Origin of the sequence: Nonomuraea thailandensis, assembly GCF_024172165.1 — a bacterium.
Taxonomy (GTDB): Bacteria; Actinomycetota; Actinomycetes; order Streptosporangiales; family Streptosporangiaceae; genus Nonomuraea; species Nonomuraea thailandensis.
In genome coordinates this window covers 6,036,892-6,060,808 of record NZ_JAMZEB010000002.1, presented here as the reverse complement: position 1 = coordinate 6,060,808, position 23,917 = coordinate 6,036,892, and the positions used below count along the sequence as shown (strand labels likewise).

Sequence of the window (23,917 nt, the reverse complement as noted above, 5' to 3'; positions counted from 1 at the left end):
GATCGTCAGTCCTTCTTCTCGTCGCCGTTGAGGTTGTACTGGTCTTCCGACGCCGCGCCGAGCACGGTCACGTCATGAATCTTCCAGGTCCCCTTCTCCTTGACAAGGCTGATCTTAAGGTGCGAGTCCTTGACGGAGCGGATCGCCTCCGAAGTGTTCACCTGCTGGTCCACCACGACGATGGCGTGGGCGGTGGCCTCGTCCACGTCCGCCAGGTAGACCTGGCGGACGGTGGCCTGCGAGGTGGCCTTGAGCTTGACGATGACCTGCGCCATCGCGCCGCCGAACGCCGCGTCGTACGTGGTCAGGAAGTCGCCCGTGGCCTGGGCGGCGAGGGTGGAGCGGGTGCTCTGGAGGTCCTGGTAGTCGTAGCTGAGCAGGGCGCGGCTGAACGCGCTCGCCGCGCCGGACACCTCCAGGCGCAGGGCGCGCTCCGACTCCAGGCCGGCGCGGGCGTCCTGGGCCTGGGCGGCGGAGATCCACTGCAGGACGGCGGTGGCGGCGATCGCGGCCACCAGCATCGCGGCCAGCGCCCCGGCGACCTTGGCCCGCGTGAAGCGCCTGCCCCGGGAGGGCGGCTCGTCGCCGCGCGTGGTGTCCGCGTCCGGCTCCGCCCGCGAAGCGTCCTCGGGGCCGGACTCCGGGCCGGCCGGCGGGGCGTCCTCCGTCTCGGGCTCGGCCTGCGAGGCTCTCTCGGGCTCGGCGGTCATGGTGACTCCTCACGGCGGCGGGCGGCCCGGCCCGCCGCGATCCAGCCCACGATGCCACCGCTCACCACCACGGCGAGGAAGATCGCGGCAATCAGCGGGGCGATGTCCATCGGGGTTCCTGACGCGGCCCGGGTGCCGGCCACGCCCTTGGGCGACTTGGTGCTGGTCTCGGGGGAGGGCTCCGGGGTGTCCTGCCCGGAAGGCCGCTCGGCGGGCCGGGAGGCGGCGGCGTGCCGGTCGTCGTCCGGGGCGGGACCGGAGTCCGGATGGCCGCGATCGGGGCCGGGCTCGGGGTCGGGCTCGCTGTCGGGGCCGGGCGCGCGGGAGGGGCAGGAGCGCACCTTGGGCACGGTGGGCGGCCCGAGCGGGCCCGCGTACTCCTCGGCCGGCGCCGGCCCGCCCGGCACGCTGAAGATGAACGACGCCTTCCCGTACACGGTCCCCCCGCGCCGCTCGCTGATGTCGTCGGCCAGGGTGAGCGCGGTCGGCACGATGCCCAGCAGGTGGTGCACGTTCCGCTCGGTCGCCGCCGAGAAGGCGGGCTGGTGCGGCAGCCCCGCGGCCGTCAGCAGGCACGAGAATCCCGGCCTGGACGTCCGCACGGCCGCGTCGAGCTGCGCGAACACGCCGGGCCCCTGGTCGAGGAAGGCGTTGAGGTCCGTCCGGGACGCCCGCAGCGCCGCCGTCACCGTGCTCAGGTCCGAGATCCCGGAGGCCAGCTCGCCGCGCCTGCCGGCCAGCGTGTGGGTGAGCCGGGTGAGCTGCACCGACAGGTCGTCGAGCAGCTCGGTGTTGTCGGCGAGGGTCCCGGTCAGGGCGTGGGCGTCGTCGACGATGCGCCTGATCGCGGGCGCCCGCCCGTCCAGGGCGACGGCCAGCTCGTGCACGACGGTGTCGGCGTCCTCGGGCGGCACCGCGTTCAGCAGCTTGCCGACCCCTTCGAACAGCTTCTTGTAGTCCAGCGGCACGGTCGTCCTGGCCAGCGGGATCGTGTCGCCGGGAGCCAGCTCGGGCCCGGTGACGCCGGTGGGCGGCGGCGAGAGCGCCACGTACGGCTCCCCGATGGCCGAGCGGCGCCGCACCTCGGCCGTGACGCCCTTGGGCAGCCGGATCTCCCTGTCGATGTCCAGGCCGACGACGATCCTGCCCGGCGCCAGCCGCACGTCGCCGATCTTGCCGACCCGGACGCCCAGGTACGCCACGTCGAACCCGCGGATCAGCCCGGGGGAGGAGACGAACTCGGCCGACACCCGGTACGGCCGCTCGATCGCGTCCAGCCGGATGATCGTGCTGAACGCCCAGACCGTCATGACGATCCCCAGCAGCACGAAGAACCCGAGGTTGACGTAGATGCGGCTTCTCATCGCGGCGGCTCCAGCAACAGGCTGAAGTCCCCGCCCCGCTCGCGAACGGGGGTCCCGCGCACGCTCGGCAGCAGGCCCTTCAGCCACACGTAGATCAGCACCTGACCATTGACGGTGATCGGCGGCGTGTCGATGAACGCCTGCAGCTTGGCCACCAGCGCCTTCAGGTCCTCCTTGCCCCGCTGCATGGCCGTGGAGACGGCCTCCAGCTCGCGCAGCAGCGTGCGCAGCCGCTCGGCGTGGCGCGGGTAGACGGTGAGGTTGGCCTGCTCGGCCAGCCTGGTGAGCGCGACGATCGTGTGCTTGACGTGCCGCCGGCCGTGCGCGAGGCGTTCGGTGGCCGCGGCCAGCGTGCCCGGCAGCCGGTCCAGCTCGGCGCTGCCCTCGGCCAGGTCGTCGCCGAGCCTGGCCAGGGCGTCGATGGAGGTGCCGAGGTCGCGGCGGGCGGCGGCGTAGGCGTCGGTGACCTGCGCGGTCTGCTTGATCAGCCGGTTCACCTCGTCGCCCTGCCCGGCGAAGGCCGTGGAGGCGGCGTCCAGGACGGCGTTCACGTCCTGCGCGCCGAGCGCCTCGATGAGCGGCCCGGCCTTGGCGGTGACCTGCTCGATGTCGGGCTCGACCGAGGTCTCGGCGATGGTGGCGCCGTCCTTCAGGTACGGGCCGCCGGCCAGGCTCTTCCCGGCGGGCGGGGCGAGCTGGACGTAGTTCTCGCCGAGCACGGACGTCTTGGCGACGGTGGCCGTGCTGCCCTCGGGCACCCGGTGCGCCGACTGGACCGACATGGTCACCCTGGCCCGGTAGCCCTCCAGCCGGATGCCGGTGACCGTGCCCACGCGTACGTCGGCGATCTGCACGCTGTGCCCGGCCACCAGGCTCTGCACGTCGTCGAAGACGGCGTGCAGGGTCATGTCGCCGGTGGTCGCGCCGAGGGTCTGCAGCGAGCACCCGGCGGCCAGGGCCAGCGCCGCCAGCGCGGCGGCCGGCCGTCCGATCATCGTGAGCCTCCCCGGCGTTCGAAGGGGCAGTTGCTCAGCCCGGCGGGCAGGCACGGCACCGGGCCCAGGTTCAGCGCGTCGAACAGCGGCGTCAGCCACGCCCTGGTCATCGCGTTCAGCACGACGCGGATCTTGAGCACGTGCTGCTTGCGGTCCCAGGAGTCGATCAGGATGTCGGCGAAGTCGGCGGCGCCCTTGACGGCGCGCGCGGTGGAGGCGCTGTTGGCCCGGACCGTCAGCACCAGCTCGGCCAGCGTCGTGGCCGCCCTGGGCAGCCGTTCCGCGTACTGCTCGATGATCACGTCGCCGCGCCGCACGAACCCGGCCATGGCCGTGACGAACCCGCGCAGCCGCTGTCGCTCCTCCGCCAGGATCGCGCTCGCCTCGGAGAAGGAGTCGATGGCGCCGGTCACCTGGCGCTCGCGCCGGTTGAGGCTGGTGGCCAGCTCGTTCAGGCTCCTGGCCAGGTCCACGAGCTGCTGGTCCTGCTTGGCCAGGACGCCGGTGAGGTCGGCGGTGTCGGCGATCGCGTCGTTGATCGTCCTGCCGCGCCCGCGCACCCCGTCGGCCAGGTCGCCCGCCACGTCACCCAGCTTCTCGTCGTCGAGCGCGTCGGTCAGCTTGGTGAACGCGTCGAGCGCCTCGTCGATCTCCACCGGCAGGTCGGTGCGCTCCAGCGGGATCGTCGCCCCGGCCTGGATCCGCTCGTCGCCCGGCTTCCACGGCGGGTGGAGCACGACGTTGCGCTCGCCCAGCGTGTTCTGCGGCGCGACCACGGCCTTGACGCCGGACGGCAGCGGCACGTGCCGGTCGATCCGCAGCTCGACCCGCACCTTGTCGCCGGATATCCGGATCCGGTCCACGTACCCCGCGTCGAGTCCCATGACCTTCACCCGCGCCTCCTCGTACAGGGAGGGCGCCTGGCTGAAGATCGCCACCAGCAGGTACGGCCCCGCCCCGCCCACCGAGCAGCCGGAGGCCAGGAGCGTCCAGGCGAGCAGCACCGCCGCGAGCCGCCTCACCGCTCGCTCTCCCTGTCCTTGGCGATGGCGGCCAGCACCTCGGGGTTGATCGGCCCCAGGCCCGTGGCGATGGCCTCCAGCCACGGCCCCTGCCCGCCCATCGTGGCCAGCCCGGAGAACGTCGGCCCCGCCCACGCCAGCAGCGAGTTGAGCCGCCCGGTGCTGCCGCTGAGCCGGGTGGTGATGGCCGCGTTGTCGTCGAGCACGCGCACCAGCGTCTTCTCGTGCTCGGTGATCAGCCGGGTGGTGCTCCGCACCAGGTCGCTGCCGTCGCCGAGGATGGTGCGCAGCTCGTTGCGGCGCCTGCGCAGCTCGTTCAGCATCACCTCGACGGCGTCGATGAGCCGCCCGAGCTGGGCGTCCTTCTTCTCCAGGACCTCCATGACCCTGGTGCCGTTGTCGAGCAGCCGCTGGAGCTGTGGCTCGCTCCTGCTGATGGTCTGCGACAACTCGCCGATGTTGTCCAGGAGCCGGGTGACGCGGCCGCGCTTGAAGGTGTCGAGCTTGCCCAGCTCGGCGAGCAGGTCGTCCACGGCCTCGGTGTCGAGCCGCTCGACCAGCCTGGTGGCGTCCTTGACGGCGTCGTTGACGAGGGTGGGCACGCCGGTCCGCTGCACCGGGATGCGCCGCTGGGCCTCGGGGAGCTGGTCCAGGTACGGGGGCGCGACGGCGCCGGTGAGCCTGACGTACCGGCCGCCGAGCAGGTTGGACAGGGCGACGTCGGCCCGTGTGGAGCGGCCGAGCCGCACGCCGTCGTCCACCTTCCAGGTGACGACCACGTGCCCCTGGCCGTAGTCGGCCCGCACCTCGGTCACCTTGCCCACCCGCACCCCGGCGACGCGCACGTCGTTGCCGGTGCGCAGCCCGCCGGAGTCGACGAACACCCCCGACACGGTGTAACCGCCTTCCAGCAGCCCGAGGTTGCCGACGAGGAACGTGGCCACGAGGACGACGGCCAGCGTGGCCAGCGACACCAGGCCGACGGCGTGCTTGTTGCGATCACGGAAGGACTTCACCGGCCCACCAGCAGCTTCCTGAGGTCCTTCTCGCTCTGGATGCGGGTGTTGCGCAGCGGCGGCGGCGTCTGCATCCCGTACGGGCAGGGCGCGGCGCTGAGCGCCAGGCAGGGGACGGCGGTGATGAAGTAGTGGCCCCGGTTGACCGACGAGTACGCCCGCGTGAGCAGCGGCGGGAAGGTGCCGACCACCTTGTCGATCTCGCCCACGTGCCGCCTGATGCCGCCGGTGAGCCCCGACAGGTTGTCCACCAGCCGGCCGAGCTCGTCGGCGTTCCTGCCGAGCACCTCGTCGGAGGTGTGGAAGGTGGCCGACAGCTCCACCAGCGCGTCGTCCACGAGCCGCCGGTTGTCGGCGAACGCCTCCGACAGCGTGACCAGGTTGTCCACCAGCCGCTCGATCTGCGCGTCCCGCTTGGCCACCACGCCGGTGACGGTGGCGTAGTCCTCCAGGAGCCGCTCGATGGTCTGCTTGCGCTCGGCGACCGTGGTGGTGATGGCGTTGACGTTGTCGAGCAGGCGCGGGATGTTGCGGTCGTTGCCCTTGAGCGAGGTGGCGGCGGCCGTCAGGAGCTGGTTGATCTGCTCGGGGTCCAGGCTGCGGGTGAGCGGGCCGAGGTCGCTGACCAGCTCGCCGATGTCCACGACGGAGGAGGTGCGGGTGATGCGCGAGCCGGGCGGCAGCCTGCCGGGCGCGGTGCCGGGCAGCAGGTAGACCACGCGCTGGCCGACGGCGTTGCGCCAGCGGATCGCGGCCTCGGTGTCCGTCGGCACCCTGACCGCGTCCTGCACCTCCATGGTCACCTCCGCCCGCCCGTCCACGACCCTGATCGAGTCCACCTGGCCGACCGGCGCTCCGGCGATCTTCACCTGGTCGCCCTCGACCAGCCCCGACACGTCGTCGAAGACGGCGGTCAGCCGGTAGCCGCCGCCCGTGCTCACCCGGGCGATCTGCACGGCGATGAACACGATCAGCGACACGGTCAGGCCGATGAACAGCACGAAACGCAGGAAGGTCCAGCGGCGGCGCACGCGTTCCATCAGCGCCTCCCGTCGGTCGGGCCGCAGGCGCCGACGATCAGCTCGCAGATGTCGGTGGCCACGAACGCCTCCACCTGGAGCTGGCGGCTGTTGCCCGGGCCCGGCGCCTCGATCAGCTCGTTCAGCAGGTCCACCAGCCTGCCCAGGCCGCGTACGCCGTCGCCCGCCAGGCCGAGCTGGGCGTAGATGAGCGCGGCCACGCGCTCGCCCGAGTGCACGCCGGCCCGCAGGTTCTGCCGGTGCTCGGCCAGGCCGTGCGTGACCTGGCCGGAGACCGAGGTGATCTCCTGCAGCAGCACGCGGACCTTGTCGGCCCGCTCCAGCAGGTCCGGCGTGATGACGTTGACGTCGGAGGAGATGGCCACGAGGTCGTCGCCCTTGTCCGACAGGGCCGTGCCCAGCAGCGCCGCGTCGTGCAGGAACTGCCTGGCCCGCTGCCGGTGCCGGTGCGCCACGTCCACGACGTCGCCGGCGTCGCCGATCAGCTCCCGCAGGTCGCTTCCCTGACCCTCCAGCCCCTTGGCCAGCGTGTGCACGATGACCGTGACCTCGCGCGGATCGACCGCGTCCAGGCCCTCGTAGGCGTCGCCGAGCGTGCCGGACAGGTCGAGCGGGTCCCGGGTGTCGGTGATGACGGCACCGGCGGCCAGGTAGGGGCCGGTGGTCTCGCCGGAGCCCGGCTCCAGGCCGACGAACTTGGGGCCGAACACCGACGCGGGCTCCACGGTGGCGACCGTCGTCCTGGGCAGCCTGACGGTCACGTGCATGGTGACCACGGCCCGGCCCCCGGCGTCCAGCGACAGGCCCGTCACCTCGCCCACCGTGATGCCGCGGATCTTGACGGGGGAGCCGGTGTCGAGGCCCTGGCCGGCCCGGCCGAACACGGCGTCGATGCGGGTGCCGGGGACCTGGGTGGCGGCGCGCACGGCGTACAGGGCCGCGGCGGCGAAGACGGCCAGCACGGCCAGCGCGATGCCCAGCCGGGCGGCGAGAGGGAGATCAGCTCGGGCCACCGGCTCACCCCGTCAGCGGTATGTTGCCGCCGCCGCCCCAGAACAGGTACGACAGCAGCAGGTTGAGCAGCACGATCGTGACGATCGACTGGCGGATGGCCCGGCCCGCCGCCACGCCCACGCCCACCGGCCCGCCCGTGGCGTGGAAACCGTGGAAGCAGTGGATCACGATGACGGCGAAGGCGAACACCGCGACCTTGGCGACGCTGAACACGATGTCGCTGACCGGCAGGTACAGGTAGAAGTAGTAGTCGTAGACGCCGGGCGCCAGCCCGAACAGCACGGTGCACATCAGCCGCGTGGCGAAGAAGCTGGCGAACAGCGCGATGAGGTAGATCGGCACCAGCGCCAGCAGCGCCGCCACGACGCGGGTGCAGATCAGGTAGGTGAAGGCGTTGATGCCCATCACCTCCAGCGCGTCGATCTCGTCGGAGATCCGCATCGCGCCCAGCTCCGCCGTGAACGACGAGCCGACCTGCGCCGCCAGCGCCGTGGCCGCGATGATCGGGGTGATCTCGCGGACGTTGGCGAAGCTGCCGACCAGCCCCATGAACGACTCCGCGCCGATGGCCTGCAACCCCTGGTAGCCCTGCAGGCCCACGGTGGCGCCCACGACGAACGCCATCGTGAACACCACGAAGATCATGCCGCCGCCGATGACGGTCGCCCCGACGCCGACGACGACGTCGCTGACCTGCCGGATGACGACCTTGAAGTACTTCAGCCGCAGCACGACGTCGCGCACGGAGTAGAACAGCACCCGCCACACGAACAGCGGCCAGTCGGCCAGCGAGGCGAACCGCTCGGCCGCGTCCCGCCCCTTCAGGGCGATCCGCAGGCCGGCGGTCCGCGTGACCATCAGAGCGACCTCGGCGGGTAGGCCAGGAAGTACACGGCCGAGATCACGTAGTTGAGCGTGAACACCAGCATGAACGTCACCACGGTGGCCTGGTTGACCGCCCGGCCCACCCCGACCGGGCTGGTCGCGCACGTCATGCCCTTCCAGCAGGCCACGCCCGCCGCGACGAACCCGAAGATCCACGCCTTGAACAGCGTCACGTACAGGTCGGAGGCCACGACCAGCGACAGCGCCCCGTCGAAGTACGCGCCGGGCGTGACGCCCTGCACGACGACGTTGAAGAAGTAGCCGCCGGCCGCGCCCGCCACGATGACCAGCGGGCACAGGCAGACCGCGATCGTGCTGGCCGCCCACATGCGCGGCGTGACCAGGCGATGGATCGGATTGACCGACATGACCTCCATCGCGCTCAGCTCGTCGCGGATGTGCCGCGCGCCGATGTCGGAGGTCATCGCGCTGCCGCCGGCCCCGGCGATGAGCAGCGCGCTGGCCAGCGGCGCCACCTCGCGGATGAGGCCGACGAAGACCGCGCTGCCGGTGGCGGAGCCGGCGCCGAGCTGCCTGGCCAGCTCGCCCACCTGTAAGGCCACGGTGGCGCCCAGGGGCAGGGCGACCAGCAGCACCGGGACGCTGGTGACGCGGGCCAGGAACCAGCACTGGTCGACGAACTCCCACCACCAGCGCCTGACGTCCCAGCTCCGGCGCAGGCCCTCCAGGACGATGACGAACAGGTCACCGACCTGGCCGAGGGCCGAGCCGGCCCGCCGCCCGACGTACCCGGACCAGGCCATCACCACCTCCGCCGCCTACGGATCGCCAACCCTACTGACGGGTTGTCCAGTAGGCCATGGCTTGGCGGGAATTTGCGCGAAAGGTATGAGGGCCGGCTCGTCCCTTGTCAGCCGGGTACGAATAGTGGCCGTTCCGTTACAGCAGGGCGCCCATCCACGACTCGATCTCGTCCGGGTGGCGGGGCAGCGCCGACGACATCAGGGTGGCGCCGCCCGCGGTGATGACCAGGTCGTCCTCGATCCGGATGCCGATCCCGCGCAGCTCCTCCGGCAGCGTCAGGTCGTCCGGCTGGAGGTACAGGCCCGGCTCGACGGTCAGCACGTGGCCCTCCTCCAGGACGCCGTCCAGGTAGACCTCGGAGCGGGACCTGGCGCAGTCGTGCACGTCCAGGCCGAGCATGTGGCCGCTGCTGCACAGCGTGTAGCGGCGGTACAGGCCCGTCTCCATCAGCTCGTCCGTGGACTGCTTGAACAGGCCCCAGTCGCGCAGCCCGTCGCAGATGACGCGCATGGCCGCGAGGTGGAAGTCGCGGAAGCGGGCGCCGGGCCGCAGGGCGGCGATGGCGGCCGTCTGCGCCTGGTACACCAGCTCGTACGCCTGCCGCTGCACGGCGCTGAAGCGGCCGGACATCGGGAAGGTGCGGGTGACGTCGGCGGTGTAGAGGGTGTCGGCCTCGACGCCCGCGTCCATCAGCAGCAGGTCGCCGGCGTCCAGCGCGCCGTCGTTGCGGATCCAGTGCAGCACGCAGGCGTGCGCGCCGGCGGCCACGATGCTGTCGTAGCCGACGGCGTTGCCCTCCAGGCGCGAGCGCAGCCCGAACACGCCCTCCAGGTACCGCTCGCCCCTCGGGTGGGCGAGGGCCTGGGGCAGCGCGCGCACGACGTCCTCGAAGCCGCGCGCGGTGGCGTCCACGGCGCCCTGCAGCTCGCCCAGCTCCCACTCGTCCTTGACCAGCCGCATCTCCGACAGGAACGACTCCAGCTCCGCGTCACCGTCGCCCCGCGGGACGCGGGCGTCCACCGTGGCGTCCACCGTGGCGTCCACCCCGCGCAGCACCCTGGCCGGGCCCGTGAGGTCCAGCTCCCTGATGTGGGCGCAGTCGAGCTGGTACAGCTCGGCCGCCTCCGCCAGGTCGGGGCGCGGGCCGGCCCAGAACTCGCCGTAGCGGCGGTCGCGGTAGAACTCCTGGCCCTCCTCGCGCGCGGCGCGCGGCCTGACGTACAGGACGGCCTCGCCGGACGGCTCGATCACCAGCACGTCGTCCGACTCGCTCGCCCCCGTCAGGTACGAGTACGCGCTGTGCGGCCTGAACCGGTAGTCGCTGTCGTTGCTGCGCACCTTCAGCGTGCCCGCCGGGATCACCAGCCGCTCGCCCGGGAACCGCTGCGCCAGCGCGGCCCGCCGCTTGGCCGCCCAGGGGGCGATCGGCCGCGCGCTCACCTCGGCCGCGCCTCGCCTCCCCCAGCCGGTCCGCATGAACGCGGCCAGCTCCTCGGTGACGGGCAGATCGTGGCTTCCGGTGTTGAGCGGCTCGGTCATCTGGCAGTCCTTGGGTGATATTTCGGTCTCTGTACGGAATTTCGTACGCCAAGCAGCCTACGGGACCCATTGACTCCGTCCCCACGGGCTTGTTTGCCTGGATGCAGGCTTGGAAGACTGAGGGCAGAGGTGATGCACATGCTCATCGGGACGATCCTTCGCGGCAAGGGCAGTGGCGTGACGACCGTGGCGCCCGACGCGACCGTGCGGGAGTTGCTCGCCAAGCTCGCGGAGCACAACATCGGAGCCGTGGTCGTCTCGACCGACGGCGAGGTCATCGAGGGGATCGTCTCCGAGCGGGACGTCGTGCGGCGCCTGCACGACCGCGGCGCCTCGATCCTCGACGCCCCGGTCTCGGCGATCATGACGACCGAGGTCACCACGGTCGGCCCCGGCGAGAACGTCGACTCGCTGCGCCGCACGATGACCACGCAGCGGTTCCGGCACATGCCGGTGGTCGAGGAAGGCCGGCTCATCGGCATCGTGAGCATCGGCGACGTGGTCAAGAGCGCCATCGAGGAGCTGGAGACGGAGAAGGCGTCGCTCGTCGACTATCTCCACCGTTGACAGGGATGGCACGCTTGGTCCGTGATGTACGGGCCTCCGCCTCCTGACCATCCCCGGTACCCCGAGTACCCGCGTGCGACGAGCAGTCCGCCGATCATCGTGCTCGTCGCGGGGCTCGCCGCGCTGCTGGGCTTCCTGCTGGGCGTGCTCATCGGGTACGGGGCGGGGACGACGGCGGAGGAGGAGCCCGAGCCCAGGGTCACGGTGACCGTCGAGGACACCCCGCCGGAGCAGACGGCCCCCGCCGACACCTCGCCGCCCCCGGCACAGACCCAGCCGGGTCAGACGCAGCCCGGTCAGACGCAGCCGGGCCAGACGGGGCAGCCCCAGCCCGGCCAGACGGGGCAGCCGCAGCCAGATCAGACCGGGCAGCCGCAGCCAGGCCAGACGGGGCAGCCTCTGCCGGGTCAGACGCAGCCCGGTCTGTCGACTCCGGGCGGCGGCGCCACCGGTCCCGCCGTGGACCTGTCCTCCCTGCTGCGCACGCTCGTCGTCGGCACCGACATCCAGCCCGGCACGTACCGCACGACCGGCCCCATGTCCGGCTTCCCGATGTGCTACTGGGCCAGGCTGCGCACCCCGACCGGCGGCGTGATCGCCACCGGCATGCCGAACGGCCCGGCCACCGTCACGATCCAGGCCACGGACAAGGCGTTCCAGACGGGCGGCTGCGTGGAGTGGACCCGCGCCTGACGTGCTGCGGCGGCTGTCCCGCGGCCTGGACGGGACCCGCATCCGCCTGCCGCTCCAGGTGTTTGCACTGGTAGGGCGAGCGTAGGAAGATTCGCTCAACCCACCAAGGAGGAAGACATGTCGGTGTTGCGGAGCTTTGTCGACAGTGTGCGCAGCGGCGCCATCGAAGTGATCGACCTGACCGCGCCCCTCTCGGCGCAGACGCCGATCCTCCAGTTGCCCGAGCCGTTCGGCAACACGATCCCGTTCCGGCTGGAGGAGATCAGCCGGTACGACGACCGCGGCCCGGGCTGGTACTGGAACGACATCCACACCGGCGAGCACACCGGCACCCATTTCGACGCCCCCGTCCACTGGGTCACCGGCCGTGACGGCCACGACGTCTCCCAGGTGCCCGCGCGCAGCCTGATCGCGCCCGCCGTGGTGCTCGACTTCACGGCCGAGGCGTCGAAGGACCCCGACTTCCTCCTGCAGATCGACCACGTCAAGGAGTGGGAGCGGGTCAACGGCCCGCTGCCCGAAGGCGGCTGGCTGCTCTACCGCACCGGCTGGGACACCCGCTCCGGCGACCAGGCCGCCTTCCTGAACGCCGACGAGACCGGGCCGCACACGCCCGGCGTCTCCGTGGAGTGCGCGCGGTGGCTGGCCGACGAGACCCCGATCCTGGGCATCGGCGTCGAGACCGTGGGCACCGACGCGGGCGCCGCCCACTCCTTCGACCCCGCCTTCCCGTGCCACTCCTTCCTCCTGGGCGCCGGCAAGTACGGCCTCACCCAGCTCCGCAACATCGACCGCCTGCCGGCGACGGGCGCCGTCGTGGTCGCGCCGCCGCTGCCCATCGTGGGCGGCTCGGGCAGCCCGGTGCGCGTGCTGGCCCTGGTGGAACGTTGATCGTCGCGGAGGCCGTCGGCCGGGCCCTGGCCGCGTGCGGGGCGGGGGCCGTCTTCGGGGTGGTCGGCAGCGGCAACTTCCACGTCACCAACGCCCTCGTGGCGAGCGGCGCGCGCTTCGTCGCCGCCCGCCACGAGGGCGGCGCCGCCACCATGGCCGACGCCTACGCCCGGATGAGCGGGCGGGCCGGCGTGGTGTCGGTGCACCAGGGGCCGGGGCTCACGAACGCCATGACGGGCCTGACGGAGGCGGCCAAGAGCCGGACGCCGCTGATCGTGCTGGCCGGCGAGGCCACCGAGGCCCAGTCCAACTTCCACATCGACCAGGCCGCCCTGGCGACCGCGGTGGGGGCGGTGGCGCTGCGGATCACCTCGGCGCAGGCCGCCGTGGAGCAGGCGGTGCGGGCGTACCGGGTGGCGGTGGAGGAGCGGCGCACGGTGCTGCTGAACCTGCCTCTCGGCGTCCAGGCCGCCCCCTACGAGGGGCCCGGCGACGTGGCCGGGCACGTCGCCGGGCTGCTCAGCCCGGCTGGCGCCCTCGCCGGGTCGGTGCCGGAGGGGGCGGGGTCCGCCGGGTCGGTGGCGGAGGCCGAGGTGGCGGCGCTGGCCGGGGCCCTGGAGGCGGCGCGGCGGCCGGTGTTCATCGCCGGGCGCGGCGCCAGGCACGCGCGGCGCGAGCTGGAGGAGCTGGCCGCGCGGACGGGCGCGCTGCTGGCGACGTCCGCGGTGGCCAGGGGCCTGTTCCGCGGCAGCCCGTGGGACCTGGACGTGTCCGGCGGGTTCGCCACGCCGCTGACCGCCGAGCTGATCCGCGGGGCCGACCTGGTCGTCGCCTGGGGGTGCGCCCTGAACATGTGGACCACCCGCCACGGCTCGCTCATCTCACCCGGCACCCGGGTGGCGAAGGTGGATCTCGACGCCGCGGCGCTCAACACGCACGTCCCCGCCGACCTGGGCGTGGTGGGCGACGTGGCCGGGGTCGCCCGGGCCGTGACGGGCCGGGCCACGCAGGCCTCCGGCTACCGGACGCCCGAGGTGGCGGAGCGCATCCGGGCCGAGGGGCGCTGGCGGGCCGTGCCGTACGAGGACGAGAGCGGCGGCGGGAGGATCGACCCGAGGACGCTCACGATCGGCCTGGACGAGCTCCTGCCCGCGGAGCGGATCGTCTCCATCGACTCCGGCAATTTCATGGGATATCCGTCGATGTTCCTTGATGTCCCGGATGAGGGAGGGTTCTGCTTCACGCAGGCGTTCCAGTCGGTCGGGCTGGGGCTGGCGACGGCGATCGGCGCCGCCGTGGCCCGCCCCGACCGCCTCCCGGTGGCCGCGCTCGGCGACGGCGGCCTGCTCATGGGCCTGGCCGAGCTGGAGACCGTGGTGAGGCTCGGGCTGCCCATGGTGATCGTCGTGTACGACGACGAGGCGTACGGGGCCGAGGTGCACCACTTCGGGCCGCACGGTCACCCGCTCGGCACGGTCACCTTCCCGCCGGCCGACCTGGCCGCCATCGCCCGCGGCCACGGCCTGGCCGCCGTGACCGTCACCCGCCGCGAGGACCTGGCGGGCGTGGCGGGCTGGCTGGACGGCCCGCGCGACCGGCCGCTGCTCGTCCACGCCAAGGTGACGGGGGAGCGCGGCTCGTGGTGGCTGGAGGAGGCATTCAAGGGCCACTGAACGCACCCGCCCGCGAGCCGCCGAGCGCACCTGCCTCGCGAGCCGCCGGGCGCAGGCGGCTCGCGGGCGTCAGAGCTTGCGGAAGGCGCGGGGCGTCAGAGCTTGCGGAAGGCGCGGGCCTCCTCGGCCGCCTCCAGCACCTCGGCCAGCGGGGCGCCCACGCCCGCCGCCACCGCCGCCGCGACGGCCCCCTCCACGAACGGCACGTCGGCCACCACCACCCGCCCCTCCTCCTCCAGCAGGCGGGCGGTCAGCACCGAGCTGCCGAGATCCGGGATGATCACCACCCCGAGCCCGCTGTCGACGCTGCGCACGGCCGCCTTGATGAGGTCCACGCTCGTGCCCAGCCCGCCGTCCTGCGTGCCCCCGGCAGCCGCCACGGGCGCGTCCTCGCCCGCGATCCCGCGCGCCAGCGCCGCCGCCTCGGCCGCCAGCCCGGCGCTGTGCGAGACCAGCACCACACCCACCTTCACGCCGCCCCGCCACCTCCCGTCGTCGCGCCGCCGCCGCCCGCCCCGGGACGTGCCCGCCCCGCTACGGTCATCCGGCCACGGTGGCCAGCGCCGTCATGAACAGCGCCGCCGACGCCGCGCCAGGGTCCTCGTGCCCGATGCTGCGCTCGCCGAGGTAGCTGGCCCGCCCCTTCCTCGCCTGCATCGGGATCGTCGCCTTGGAGCCCTCCGCGGCCGCGCGCGCCGCCTGGTCGAGCGCCTGGCGCACCCCCACCCCGTCGCGCACGGCCAGGGCCAGCGCCCGCGAGGCGGGGGCCAGCGCGTCCACCATGGTCTTGTCGCCCAGCGCGGCCTTGCCCAGCCGCTCGACCGCCACCACGCCCTCCTCGAACGCCGCGGCGAACCCGGCCAGCGTCACCGGCGTCTCCAGCACCTTGCCCATCTGCCGGAACAGCGACCCGTACAGGGGCCCGGAAGCGCCGCCGACGCGGCGGATCAGCGTCGCGCCCGCCGTCGTCAGCACGTGCGCCTCGGACTCGAGGGCCGTGTCGGCCAGCGCCTTGAGCACTTCGGTGAGGCCGCGGTCGAGGTTGGTGCCGTGGTCGGCGTCGCCGATCGCCGCGTCCAGCCGGGTCAGCCGGTCGCGGTCGGCGCGCACGAGCCTGGCCGCCTCCTCGAACCAGGCCACGAACAGCGCGGTCTCCATCACCGCCCCCAGCGCAGGCCGGGCGTCTCGACCGGCGCGTCCCACAGCCGGGTCAGCCTGTCGTCGAGCCGGCAGACGGTCACGGAGAAGCCCTGCATCTCCAGGCTCGTCACGTAGTTGCCCACCAGCGACCGCGTCACCCGCGCCCCCTTGCCCCTGACGAACGCCGCGACCTCCGCGAACACCACGTACAGCTCCATGAGGGGGGTGCCGCCCATGCCGTTCACCAGCACCAGCAGGTCGCCCTGGAGCGGCAGGTCGCCGTGGATCGCCTCCATGGCCACGCCCGCCAGCTCGCGCGCCGACACCATCGCCACCCGGGCCCGCCCGGGCTCGCCGTGGATGCCGATGCCCAGCTCCACGTCCGTCTCCGGCAGGTCGAACGTGGGCTTGCCGGCCGCCGGGACCGTGCAGGAGGACAGCGCGACGCCGAACGACCTGCTGCGCTCGTCCACCTCGGCCGCCACGGCGGCGACCTCGGCCAGCGGCGCGCCCTCCTCGGCCAGCGCCCCGGCCATCTTCTCCACGAACAGCGTGGCGCCGGTGCCGCGGCGGCCGGCCGTGTAGAGGGAGTCCTGGACGGCCACGTCGTCGTCGACCAGCACGCTGGCCACCTCGACGTCCTCGACCAGCTCGGCGGCCATCTCGAAGTTGAGCACGTCGCCGGTGTAGTTCTTGACGATGTGCAGCACCCCGGCGCCGCCGTCGACGGCCCTCGTGGCGTCGATGATCTGGTCGGGGACCGGCGAGGTGAAGACCTCGCCGGGGCAGGCGGCGTCCAGCATGCCGTGACCGACGAACCCGGCGTGCAGGGGCTCGTGCCCCGAGCCGCCGCCGGAGACCAGGCCCACCTTGCCCGGGCGGGGGCCTTGCGCCCGGTAGACCACCCGGTCGCGGACGCGCAGCGACGGGTGGGCCGCGGCCATGCCGTTCAGCGCGTCTTCAACCACGGAGTCCGCCGAGTTGATGAGCTTCTTCATGGTCAAAACATCTGCCCGTTTTCACGACCGTGCAAGCGTCGTAGCGTGGGCGGGGTGGATGTCGTCTACAACCCGTACGATCCCGCGGTGAACGACGAGCCTTACCCCGTCTACGCGCGGCTGCGTGCGCGAGCGCCGCTGTACCACAATCCCGATCTCGGCTTCTGGGCGCTGTCCAGATACGCCGACGTCTCGGCCGCGCTCACCGACAGCTCGCTGCTGTCCAGCGACCACGGCCCCATGCTGGACCCGGGCGCGTGGGGGCCGCACGCGCGCACGTTCCTGTCGTTCGTGGCCATGGACCCGCCCGAGCACACCCGCATGCGCGCCGCCATCTCCCGCGGCTTCACCCCGCGCCGGGTCGCCGCGCTGGAGCCGATGATCAGGCAGATCGCCCGCGGGCACATCGAACGGGCGGTCGAGCGGCGGACGTTCGACTTCGCCCGCGAGATCGCGGCCAGGCTGCCGCTCGACGTGATCTCGGAGCTGGTGGGGGTGCCGCCGTCCGAGCGGGCGCACGTGCGCAGGAACTTCGGCTCCCTGCTCATGTACGACCCGGACGGCAGGATGGCCGAGGACGGGCTCAAGGGCGTCATCGGGCTCGGCGACTACTACCGCTCGATCGTGGCCGAGCGCAGGAAGGCGCTCCGCGACGACCTCGTCTCCGTGCTCACCGCCGACGACGAGCTGACCGACGACGACATCGTGGCGTTCCTCTTCCTGCTCATCGGCGCCGGCGCGGAGACCACCACGCACCTGCTCAGCGCCGCGTGGTACTGGGCGTGGCGCAACCCCGCCCAGCGCGCCGCCGCCTTCGGCGGGGCGATCGAGCAGTGGGTGGAGGAGTCGCTGCGCTACGACACGCCCGCCCACGGCATCGCCCGCCGCCTCACGCGCGAGACCGACTGGTACGGCGTCCGTGTCCCCAAGGACGCCAGGATGTGGCTCCTGATCGGCTCGGCCAACCGCGACGAGACGGTCTTCCCCGGCCCCGACGTCTACGACCTGGCCCGCGACACCGGCCGGGCCATCAGCTTCGGCTCCGGCCGCCACTACTGTCTGGGCGGCCCCCTGGCCAGGCTGGAGGGCCGGGTGGCGCTGGAGGAGCTGACGCGGGCCGTCGCGCCCGGTTACGACATCGATCCGGCCGGCATCAGGCGCACCGCCCACGGCAACGTGCGGGGCATGGTCAGCCTCCCGACTACCGTGACACCCGTCTGAGTAGGTTACCTTCTGCACATGGCTGAGATCGTGTACCCGCCGGTGATCGCCGCCGCGCGGACCCTCTTTCGCGTGCTCGACATCCGCTTCCACATGGAGGGCACCGAGCACGTGCCGCGGTCCGGGGGAGCGGTGCTGGTGAGCAACCACATCAGCTACCTCGACTTCATCTTCGCGGGGTTCGCCGCGCTGCCGTCGAAGCGGCTGGTGCGCTTCATGGCCAAGGAGGACGTGTTCACGCACCGGATCTCGGGGCCGCTCATGCGTGGGATGCATCACATCCCGGTGGACCGGGGGGCGGGCGCGGGCTCGTACGCGACGGCGCTGCGGATGCTGAAGGCGGGGGAGGTCGTCGGCGTGTTCGCCGAGGCCACGATCAGCCGCTCCTTCACCGTCAAGGAGATCAAGAACGGGGCGATCCGCATGGCCATGGCCACCGGCACCCCGATCATCCCGGTGAGCCTGTGGGGCAGCCAGCGGCTGTGGACCAAGGGCAGGCCGCGCAAGCTGCTGCAGCGCCACGTGCCGCTGTCGATCCTGGTGGGGGAGCCGATGTACCCCAAGCGCGGCGAGAACGTCGACGAGCACACGGCCGACCTGCACGCCCGCCTGTCGGAGCTGGTGGACCGGGCGCAGCGCACGTACCCGGAGGTGCCGCAGGGCGTGTGGTGGCAGCCCGCCCACCTCGGCGGCACGGCGCCGACGCCCGAGGAGGCCGCGGCCATGGACGCCGCCGAGGCGGAGGCCCGCGCCAGGCGCGACTGAGGGCCGGCGTCCCCGGCTACCCGGCGGGACGGCCGCCTTGGGGATGGCGGTCGCGCCAGATGAGGAAGACGACGCACGACACCAGCGCCCAGGCGGCCAGCACCAGGAACGGCATCAGCCGCTGGTGCCCGCCGAAGTAGACGGCGGTGTGCTGGGCGTTGATCGAGGCCCCGGGCGGCAGCCACCGCCCGATCGCGCCCAGCGGCGACGGCAGCAGCGGCCACGACACCGCCCCGCCCGAGGACGGGTTGCCGAGCAGCACCATCAGCCCCCAGGTGGGCACCATCGCCCAGCGCCGTACGAGCGTGTTGAACATGGTGAAGACCATCCCGGAGGCGAACATGGTCAGCGCCAGGATGAACCACGACTCCAGCAGGGGCAGGTCGAGCGCGCCGAGCCCCCAGTCCACGACGGCCACGATGGACAGCCCGCCGAGCACGGCGTACGCCATCGTGAACGCGATGCGCTCCCACGCGGCCAGCGCGTCGGCGTTGACGCTGAGCTGGACGGCCCCGATGAACCCGATGACCACCGCCGCGAGGGTGATGTAGAACAGCGCCAGCCCGCGCGGATCGCCCCGCTGCAGCGGCTTCATGTCCTGGACGGTCAGCCGCACCCCGACGCGCGGGGCCACCTTCGGCGCCGCCTCGGTGAGCAGCTCCGCCACCGACGCCCCTGAGGCGCTCGACACGTACAGCGTGACGTGGTCGCCGTGCACCGCGACGACGCCGAAGACCCGCTGCTCCTCGACCGCCTGCCTGGCCCGCTCGAAGGAGCCCTCGAAGGACAGGGCGAGCGAGGCGTTCAGCGCCTGCTCCATGCCGGCGGCGAACGCCCTGCCGCGCACGGTCTCGTGGCTGACGCCGACCACCGCGACCGGGACGCGGTGCGGGGTGGGGTCGGCCATGGCGTAGGTGTAGGACCCGGCGAAGAGCCCCGCCGCGGCGGCGAGGATCAGCACGATCACGGTCGCCGGGAAGAACGGCGACCCCTTGAAGGCCGTCCAGTGGCGGCTCGTCCGGTCGTCCATGCCCACCCACGCTAGGCACGCGGGCGCCGCGGTCCCCTCGCCGACACGCGGGAACCGCCCCGGGGCGTCACGCCGTCAGATGGCCGCCTGGTACGCGCTGGCGCGCATGCCCGCCAGCAACCCCGCCGTCTGCTCCGGCGTGTACCTGCGCACCGGATCGTGGTGCAGCAGCCCCTCGATGAGCGGCCGCATCACCCCCGCCCGCCGGGGCGGCGGGTACGGCCCGCTGCGGGCCATGCCGAGCACCGTGGCGGCGTCCTGCCCGGGGTAGGGCGGCTGGCCCTCGATGGCGCTGTAGAGGGTGGCGCCGAAGGACCACATGTCGGCCTCCTTGCTGGCCGGCCCGCCGTGCAGGCGCTCGGGCGCCATGAAGGCGGGCGTGCCGCGCAGGCGGCGGGAGGTGGTCATGCGGATGTCGCCCTCGGCGGTCGCGATGCCGAAGTCGGTCAGCACCACCCGGTCGCCGGTCAGCATGACGTTGGCGGGCTTGACGTCACGGTGCAGCACGCCGGCCTGGTGGGCGGTGCGCAGCGCCGCGAGCAGGTGCTGCCCGATGGCCGCCACCGACTGGGCGGGCAGCGTGCCCACCTGCGAGAGCAACTGGTGCAGCGAGAGCCCGTCGAGGTACTCCATCACGATCCAGAGCTTGCCGCCCTCCTCGATGAGGTCGTGGACCGTGATGATGTTCGGGTGCGTGAGCCCGGCTGCCATCCGCGCCTCACGCAGCACCCGGCGGCGCACCATCTCGGCCTCACCGGCCAAGGTCAGCTCCTTAAGCGCCACCGTACGGTGGAGGAGCTGATCGAACGCCCGCCAGACGACGCCCATCCCCCCACGACCGGCCTCCTCATTCAGGAGGTACCGTCCGCCGATCTTCCGCATACCATCCCCTCAAGCTCGGGGATAATCATGTCACCTCAGCACAGGCTGTAGGGTGCCTAACGTGATCTGGATATGTCGGAAAGTGTAGGTTCGCTGGTCAGAGGCCCAGAAAATTGATCTGACAAAGCGCGCCACACCAGCCCGACTGCCACCAAACATACTCCTGTGGCGCCCACGAGGGCGGCCGTAAGCCCCGCGAGCTCCGCCACGACGCCTCCGAGGACCGCTCCCAGCGGCATCCCGCCCATCCCGACGAGGCGGTATGCCGAATTGACCCTCCCGAGGAGCGCGGCCGGGATCAGCCGCTGCCGGGCCGAGATCACCAGGACGTTCCCCGCGGCGCCGACCACGCCCCACAGCACGGCGGTCGGGTAGAGCGTCCAGGGCGACGGCACGAGCACCGGCACCAGGAGCAGCACGCTGGTGGTCAGCCAGTTGCCCACGAGCGTCCGCAGGTCGCCGAACACCGCCGCCGCCCGGCCGGCCAGCAGCGACCCGAAGATCGCGCCCGCGGCGAAGGCCGTGGTCATGAGGCCGTACTCGCCCGGCTCCAGCCCGATCCGCGACCCGTCGCCGACCGCCCACAGCACGAAGACGGCGAAGTAGCCGGCGTTGGCGAGGTTGAGCAGGCCGGCCGTGATCGCGAGGCTGCGCAGGATCCGGTGGCCCCACAGGTAGCGCAGCGCCTCGGCGATGTCGGCCCGCATCGGGCGGCGCTCGGGCGGGCCGGGGAGCCGGTACGAGCCGCGCATGCCCAGCAGGAGCAGTCCCGCGGCGCCGTACAGGACGGCGGGGGCGCCGAAGACGGCCGCGGGCAGCGCCACGACGAGGAGCCCCGCGACGGGGGCGCCGACGAAGTCGTTGCCGATCATCTGGGCGGTGGACACCCGGCCGTTCGCCCGGGTCAGCTCCCCTCCGGGGACGGTCATGGGCAGAACGGACTGCGCCGACAGGTCCGCGAACACCTCGCACACCCCCGCCAGCAGCACGGCGGCCAGCAGCAGCCAGAGGTTCAGCAGGCCGAGCACGGCCAGGGCGGCGACGGCGGCGAGGAGGGCGGCGCGGACGAGGTTCGCCCACACCATGACGCGGCGGCGGTCGGCCCGGTCGGCGACGGCGCCCGCGTGCAGCGCCAGCACCAGCCACGGCAGCGTGGCCGCCGCTCCCGCGAGGGAGACCAGCGTGGGGGAACGGGTCATCGTCACGGCCAGCAGGGGCGCGCCGATCTTGAGTACGCCGTCCGCCAGGTTGGACAGCCCCGTGGATGACCACAGGAAGGCGAACGATCGCCCGAGACGTGCCACGGCTCGCTCCGATAATGTGTAAGGAAAAGTGTGCACAGGTTTCTTTGCAAAGATAGGCTTGCACAGTCATGCAGATCAAGAGCTTCTCCGGCCGTACTCTCGGCGCGAACGCGCTGAAGTCGTTCGCCCACCCGTTGCGCCTGCGCATCTACCAGCTCATCGAGGAGCACGGCCCCTCGACGGCCACCGGCCTGGCCGCCCGGCTCGGCCAGAACACCGGCGCCACCAGCTACCACCTGAGGGAGCTGGCCAAGCACGGCATGATCGAGGTGGTGGCCGGGATGGGCCGCGGCAAGGAGAAGTACTGGCGCGTCACGCCCGGCGGCTTCTCCTACGGCGAGGCGCGCCCCGCCGACCCCGAGGTGGCGGGCGCGCTCGACTACCTGCTCGACGACCTGGTGCGCACGCGCGGCGCGGAGCTGGCCCGCTGGCGCGAGGAGTCGGCCACGGCGCCGGAGGAGTGGGTGCAGGCCGGCGCGTACGGGCGGCGCTCCCTGCGGCTCACCCCGGAGGAGACGGCGCTCATGCGGGACCAGGTGTTCGAGGTGCTGGAGCGGTACCGCGCGCTGTCGGAGAGCGGCGACCGCGACGGGACCGGGCACGTCGTGGTGCACTTCGACGTCCTGCCCGTGGGCACCGGAGACGGCGGATGACCTGGGGGCCGGGCCACGGGTGCCGGCCTGGAACGGCGCAGGACCGGAGGGGCGGCGCCCTCGTCCCGGGCTGGAGGGACGGGGGCGCCCGCTCCACGCGGGAGCGGGCGGGTCAGGGGAGCGGGAGCAGGTTCAGGGCGCGCTCCATCATGGCCCGCGAGGCCGTCTTCGCCGAGCCGCCGTCGAACGGCGGCTGCGGGTCGTACTCGATCAGGAGCTGCACGCTGCGCGCCGTCTCCTCGTCGCGCGCCTGCCCCAGCAGGGTCAGCGCCATGTCGATGCCCGCCGAGACCCCCGCCCCCGTCACGATCCTGCCCGCGGTGACCACGCGCTCGCTCACCGGCTCGGCCCCGTACTTCGCGAGCTCGCCGAGCACCGACCAGTGCGAGGTCGCCGGCACCCCCTCCAGCACCCCCGCGGCGCCGAGCAGCAGCGAGCCGCTGCACACGGAGGTCGTCCACCGCGTGTGCTCGTGCGCCTGCCTGATCCACCCCACCAGGGCCTCGTCGGACAGCGCGTCGAAGGTGCCGCTGCCGCCCGGGACGACGATCACGTCCGGCGCGGGCAGGTCGGCGTACGAGGCGGTGGCGTTGATCGTGAGTGTGCCGTGGTCGTCGGGGACCGGCCCCGGCCGGTCGGCCACGAACGTGACCGTGCAGCCCGGCGAGAAGGCCAGCACCGTGTACGGCCCCACCGCGTCGAGCGCGGTGAACCGGGGATAGAGCGGGATGGCTACGTTCATGGGCCTGGCCTTTCCTGAGCGTGGAATCGTCTGCGATGGTCGCCGGGCGAGATCCGCCAGTGGCGGCGGAAGACCCGGTAGAGCGTCTCCTGCGTGCCGAGACCCGCCTGCCTGGCCACCGCCGCCAGCGGGAGACCGGTCACCTCCAGCAGCCGCCTGGCGATGTCGGCCCGGCTGCGCTCGACGTACCGTCCCGGTGACAGGCCGGTCTGCTCGGTGAAGACTCGGGAGAAGTGACGCTCGCTCATCCCGGCGCGCGCCGCCAGCGCGGGCACGCTGAGGTCGGCGCCCGGGTTGGCGTCGATGTAGGCCTGCAGCTCCCTGAGCGGCTCGCTGCGCGGCGTCATGGCCCGCATCGGGGTGCTGAACTGGCTCTGCCCGCCCGGCCGGTGCAGGTACACCACGAGGCCGCGGGCGACGTCGCCGGCGAGCGCGTGGCCGTGGTCCCTGGCGACCAGCGCCAGAGCCAGGTCCACGCCCGACAGCACGCCGGCCGAGGTCCAGACGTCGCCGTCCTCGATGTAGAGCGGGTCGGGGTCCACCTCGACGGCGGCGTACCGGCTGCCGAGCTCGCTGGCGGACAGCCAGTGCGTGGTGACCCGCCGGTGGTCCAGCAGCCCGGCCTCCGCCAGCAGGAACGCGCCGTTGCAGACCGAGGCCACCCGGCGCGCGCCGGCGGCCAGCCGCACGATGTCGCCGATCAGCTCCCGGTCCTCGACGTGCCCGGGCACGCTCAGCCCGCCCGCCACCAGCAGCGTGTCCACCGGCCCCGCGACGTCGCCGAGCGCTCCCGCCATGACCGTGACGCCGTTCCCCGCGGGCACGGCGCCACCGCCCGGCGCCGCCACCTCCACCACGTAGCCGCCGCCGGGCGCGAACAGGCTCGCCGTCCCGAACACGTCGGCCGGACCGGCCATGTCGAGGAGCTGGAACCCGGGGAAGACGACGATCAGGACCCGTCGCTGCATGTTCCTCATGCTGGTCGCGCCGCCCGCGTGGCGTCAACGA

The 23,917-nt window shown here is 72.9% G+C and carries 25 protein-coding genes; 7 read left to right on the top strand and 18 right to left on the bottom strand.

All coding sequences use genetic code 11. From position 1 onward, the window contains the following. Window positions 1–5: 5 nt before the first annotated feature. The 10 genes from HD597_RS31315 to HD597_RS31270 all read right to left on the bottom strand — a co-directional run bounded on the left by HD597_RS31315 (window position 6) and on the right by HD597_RS31270 (window position 10,350). Window positions 6–710, bottom strand: coding sequence for a hypothetical protein (locus tag HD597_RS31315; RefSeq protein WP_253746672.1), 705 nt, complete (start codon window positions 708–710; stop codon window positions 6–8). Next, window positions 707–2,074 carry an MCE family protein gene (locus HD597_RS31310; RefSeq protein ID WP_253746671.1) on the bottom strand — a complete coding sequence of 456 codons (1,368 nt, stop codon included), beginning with the start codon at window positions 2,072–2,074 and terminating at the stop codon, window positions 707–709. Before HD597_RS31310 ends, HD597_RS31315 begins: the two co-directional genes overlap by 4 nt. Then, entirely contained in the window at window positions 2,071–3,069 is a 999-nt protein-coding gene (locus HD597_RS31305; RefSeq protein WP_253746670.1) for an MCE family protein, read from the bottom strand. The genes HD597_RS31310 and HD597_RS31305 overlap by 4 nt, the downstream gene beginning before the upstream one ends. Then, entirely contained in the window at window positions 3,066–4,091 is a 1,026-nt protein-coding gene (locus tag HD597_RS31300) for an MCE family protein (protein WP_253746668.1), read from the bottom strand. The genes HD597_RS31305 and HD597_RS31300 overlap by 4 nt, the downstream gene beginning before the upstream one ends. Further along, the gene (locus HD597_RS31295) at window positions 4,088–5,107 is read right to left on the bottom strand and encodes an MlaD family protein (protein WP_253746667.1); all 1,020 of its coding nucleotides are present in this window, start codon (window positions 5,105–5,107) and stop codon (window positions 4,088–4,090) included. Before HD597_RS31295 ends, HD597_RS31300 begins: the two co-directional genes overlap by 4 nt. Next, window positions 5,104–6,147, bottom strand: a complete 1,044-nt coding sequence (locus HD597_RS31290) for an MCE family protein (protein ID WP_253746666.1) — start codon at window positions 6,145–6,147, stop codon at window positions 5,104–5,106. Before HD597_RS31290 ends, HD597_RS31295 begins: the two co-directional genes overlap by 4 nt. Further along, window positions 6,147–7,160, bottom strand: a complete 1,014-nt coding sequence (locus HD597_RS31285; protein WP_253746665.1) for an MCE family protein — start codon at window positions 7,158–7,160, stop codon at window positions 6,147–6,149. The genes HD597_RS31290 and HD597_RS31285 overlap by 1 nt, the downstream gene beginning before the upstream one ends. A gap of 4 nt (window positions 7,161–7,164) precedes the next feature. Further along, window positions 7,165–8,019, bottom strand: coding sequence for an MlaE family ABC transporter permease (locus HD597_RS31280; protein WP_253746664.1), 855 nt, complete (start codon window positions 8,017–8,019; stop codon window positions 7,165–7,167). Further along, window positions 8,019–8,810, bottom strand: coding sequence for an MlaE family ABC transporter permease (locus tag HD597_RS31275; RefSeq protein WP_253746662.1), 792 nt, complete (start codon window positions 8,808–8,810; stop codon window positions 8,019–8,021). Before HD597_RS31275 ends, HD597_RS31280 begins: the two co-directional genes overlap by 1 nt. A 136-nt stretch (window positions 8,811–8,946) precedes the next feature. Then, window positions 8,947–10,350: an aminopeptidase P family protein gene (locus tag HD597_RS31270; protein WP_253746661.1), complete on the bottom strand. Its 1,404-nt coding sequence runs from the start codon at window positions 10,348–10,350 to the stop codon at window positions 8,947–8,949. A 138-nt stretch (window positions 10,351–10,488) separates the two neighbouring features. Between HD597_RS31270 and HD597_RS31265 the strand changes: the two genes are divergently transcribed. The 4 genes from HD597_RS31265 (at window position 10,489) to HD597_RS31250 (ending at window position 14,174) form a co-directional block, all read left to right on the top strand. After that, entirely contained in the window at window positions 10,489–10,917 is a 429-nt protein-coding gene (locus HD597_RS31265; protein ID WP_253746658.1) for a CBS domain-containing protein, read from the top strand. A gap of 24 nt (window positions 10,918–10,941) precedes the next feature. Continuing rightward, a complete protein-coding gene (locus HD597_RS31260; protein WP_486348743.1) occupies window positions 10,942–11,610 on the top strand; it encodes an Rv1352/Rv1906c domain-containing protein in 669 nt (222 codons plus the stop codon). Window positions 11,611–11,727: 117 nt separating this feature from the next. After that, window positions 11,728–12,501 (top strand): cyclase family protein, encoded by a 774-nt coding sequence (locus HD597_RS31255; protein WP_253746654.1) that lies wholly within the window; start codon window positions 11,728–11,730, stop codon window positions 12,499–12,501. Next, window positions 12,498–14,174 (top strand): thiamine pyrophosphate-binding protein, encoded by a 1,677-nt coding sequence (locus HD597_RS31250; protein WP_253746653.1) that lies wholly within the window; start codon window positions 12,498–12,500, stop codon window positions 14,172–14,174. Before HD597_RS31255 ends, HD597_RS31250 begins: the two co-directional genes overlap by 4 nt. Before the next feature lie 95 nt (window positions 14,175–14,269). On the opposite strand, the gene dhaM is transcribed toward HD597_RS31250, so the two are convergent. From dhaM to dhaK, 3 genes are all read right to left on the bottom strand, one after another. Further along, window positions 14,270–14,647: a dihydroxyacetone kinase phosphoryl donor subunit DhaM gene (gene dhaM, locus HD597_RS31245; RefSeq protein WP_253746652.1), complete on the bottom strand. Its 378-nt coding sequence runs from the start codon at window positions 14,645–14,647 to the stop codon at window positions 14,270–14,272. A 67-nt stretch (window positions 14,648–14,714) separates the two neighbouring features. Then, window positions 14,715–15,332 carry a dihydroxyacetone kinase subunit DhaL gene (dhaL, locus tag HD597_RS31240; protein ID WP_253759548.1) on the bottom strand — a complete coding sequence of 206 codons (618 nt, stop codon included), beginning with the start codon at window positions 15,330–15,332 and terminating at the stop codon, window positions 14,715–14,717. Then, window positions 15,332–16,312, bottom strand: a complete 981-nt coding sequence (dhaK, locus tag HD597_RS31235; protein WP_253746646.1) for a dihydroxyacetone kinase subunit DhaK — start codon at window positions 16,310–16,312, stop codon at window positions 15,332–15,334. Before dhaK ends, dhaL begins: the two co-directional genes overlap by 1 nt. A 54-nt stretch (window positions 16,313–16,366) precedes the next feature. Between dhaK and HD597_RS31230 the strand changes: the two genes are divergently transcribed. Both HD597_RS31230 and HD597_RS31225 read left to right on the top strand, forming a co-directional pair. Then, a complete protein-coding gene (locus HD597_RS31230) occupies window positions 16,367–17,533 on the top strand; it encodes a cytochrome P450 (RefSeq protein ID WP_253746645.1) in 1,167 nt (388 codons plus the stop codon). Window positions 17,534–17,551: 18 nt separating this feature from the next. Next, on the top strand, window positions 17,552–18,298 hold the full coding sequence (locus HD597_RS31225) for a lysophospholipid acyltransferase family protein (RefSeq protein ID WP_253746644.1): 747 nt from the start codon (window positions 17,552–17,554) through the stop codon (window positions 18,296–18,298). Between the two features lie 16 nt (window positions 18,299–18,314). Here the strand turns inward: HD597_RS31225 and HD597_RS31220 are convergent, their stop codons facing one another. The 3 genes from HD597_RS31220 to HD597_RS31210 form a co-directional block, all read right to left on the bottom strand. Next, window positions 18,315–19,328, bottom strand: coding sequence for an ABC-2 transporter permease (locus HD597_RS31220; RefSeq protein ID WP_253746643.1), 1,014 nt, complete (start codon window positions 19,326–19,328; stop codon window positions 18,315–18,317). Between the two features lie 75 nt (window positions 19,329–19,403). Continuing rightward, window positions 19,404–20,210: a serine/threonine-protein kinase gene (locus HD597_RS31215; RefSeq protein ID WP_080040917.1), complete on the bottom strand. Its 807-nt coding sequence runs from the start codon at window positions 20,208–20,210 to the stop codon at window positions 19,404–19,406. Between the two features lie 56 nt (window positions 20,211–20,266). Beyond that, window positions 20,267–21,514, bottom strand: a complete 1,248-nt coding sequence (locus HD597_RS31210; RefSeq protein ID WP_253746642.1) for an MFS transporter — start codon at window positions 21,512–21,514, stop codon at window positions 20,267–20,269. A 68-nt stretch (window positions 21,515–21,582) separates the two neighbouring features. On the opposite strand from HD597_RS31210, the gene HD597_RS31205 reads away from it, so the two are divergent. Continuing rightward, window positions 21,583–22,167: an ArsR/SmtB family transcription factor gene (locus HD597_RS31205; RefSeq protein ID WP_253746641.1), complete on the top strand. Its 585-nt coding sequence runs from the start codon at window positions 21,583–21,585 to the stop codon at window positions 22,165–22,167. A gap of 112 nt (window positions 22,168–22,279) precedes the next feature. Here HD597_RS31205 and HD597_RS31200 read toward each other — a convergent pair whose 3' ends face one another. After that, a complete protein-coding gene (locus HD597_RS31200) occupies window positions 22,280–22,909 on the bottom strand; it encodes a DJ-1/PfpI family protein (RefSeq protein WP_253746639.1) in 630 nt (209 codons plus the stop codon). After that, window positions 22,906–23,877 (bottom strand): GlxA family transcriptional regulator, encoded by a 972-nt coding sequence (locus HD597_RS31195; RefSeq protein ID WP_253746637.1) that lies wholly within the window; start codon window positions 23,875–23,877, stop codon window positions 22,906–22,908. The genes HD597_RS31200 and HD597_RS31195 overlap by 4 nt, the downstream gene beginning before the upstream one ends. Window positions 23,878–23,917: the final 40 nt, after the last annotated feature.

Coding starts and splice junctions, on each gene's coding strand:
- HD597_RS31270 (WP_253746661.1), bottom strand. CDS start 10,350: ATGACCGAGCCGCTCAACACCGGAAGCCACGATCTGCCCGTCACCGAG.
- HD597_RS31215 (WP_080040917.1), bottom strand. CDS start 20,210: ATGCGGAAGATCGGCGGACGGTACCTCCTGAATGAGGAGGCCGGTCGT.
- HD597_RS31260 (WP_486348743.1), top strand. CDS start 10,942: ATGTACGGGCCTCCGCCTCCTGACCATCCCCGGTACCCCGAGTACCCG.
- HD597_RS31290 (WP_253746666.1), bottom strand. CDS start 6,147: ATGGAACGCGTGCGCCGCCGCTGGACCTTCCTGCGTTTCGTGCTGTTC.
- HD597_RS31280 (WP_253746664.1), bottom strand. CDS start 8,019: ATGGTCACGCGGACCGCCGGCCTGCGGATCGCCCTGAAGGGGCGGGAC.
- dhaK (WP_253746646.1), bottom strand. CDS start 16,312: ATGAAGAAGCTCATCAACTCGGCGGACTCCGTGGTTGAAGACGCGCTG.
- HD597_RS31205 (WP_253746641.1), top strand. CDS start 21,583: ATGCAGATCAAGAGCTTCTCCGGCCGTACTCTCGGCGCGAACGCGCTG.
- HD597_RS31225 (WP_253746644.1), top strand. CDS start 17,552: ATGGCTGAGATCGTGTACCCGCCGGTGATCGCCGCCGCGCGGACCCTC.
- HD597_RS31305 (WP_253746670.1), bottom strand. CDS start 3,069: ATGATCGGACGGCCGGCCGCCGCGCTGGCGGCGCTGGCCCTGGCCGCC.
- HD597_RS31255 (WP_253746654.1), top strand. CDS start 11,728: ATGTCGGTGTTGCGGAGCTTTGTCGACAGTGTGCGCAGCGGCGCCATC.
- HD597_RS31275 (WP_253746662.1), bottom strand. CDS start 8,810: ATGGCCTGGTCCGGGTACGTCGGGCGGCGGGCCGGCTCGGCCCTCGGC.
- dhaL (WP_253759548.1), bottom strand. CDS start 15,332: ATGGAGACCGCGCTGTTCGTGGCCTGGTTCGAGGAGGCGGCCAGGCTC.
- HD597_RS31220 (WP_253746643.1), bottom strand. CDS start 19,328: ATGGACGACCGGACGAGCCGCCACTGGACGGCCTTCAAGGGGTCGCCG.
- HD597_RS31310 (WP_253746671.1), bottom strand. CDS start 2,074: ATGAGAAGCCGCATCTACGTCAACCTCGGGTTCTTCGTGCTGCTGGGG.
- HD597_RS31195 (WP_253746637.1), bottom strand. CDS start 23,877: ATGCAGCGACGGGTCCTGATCGTCGTCTTCCCCGGGTTCCAGCTCCTC.
- HD597_RS31200 (WP_253746639.1), bottom strand. CDS start 22,909: ATGAACGTAGCCATCCCGCTCTATCCCCGGTTCACCGCGCTCGACGCG.
- HD597_RS31315 (WP_253746672.1), bottom strand. CDS start 710: ATGACCGCCGAGCCCGAGAGAGCCTCGCAGGCCGAGCCCGAGACGGAG.
- HD597_RS31265 (WP_253746658.1), top strand. CDS start 10,489: ATGCTCATCGGGACGATCCTTCGCGGCAAGGGCAGTGGCGTGACGACC.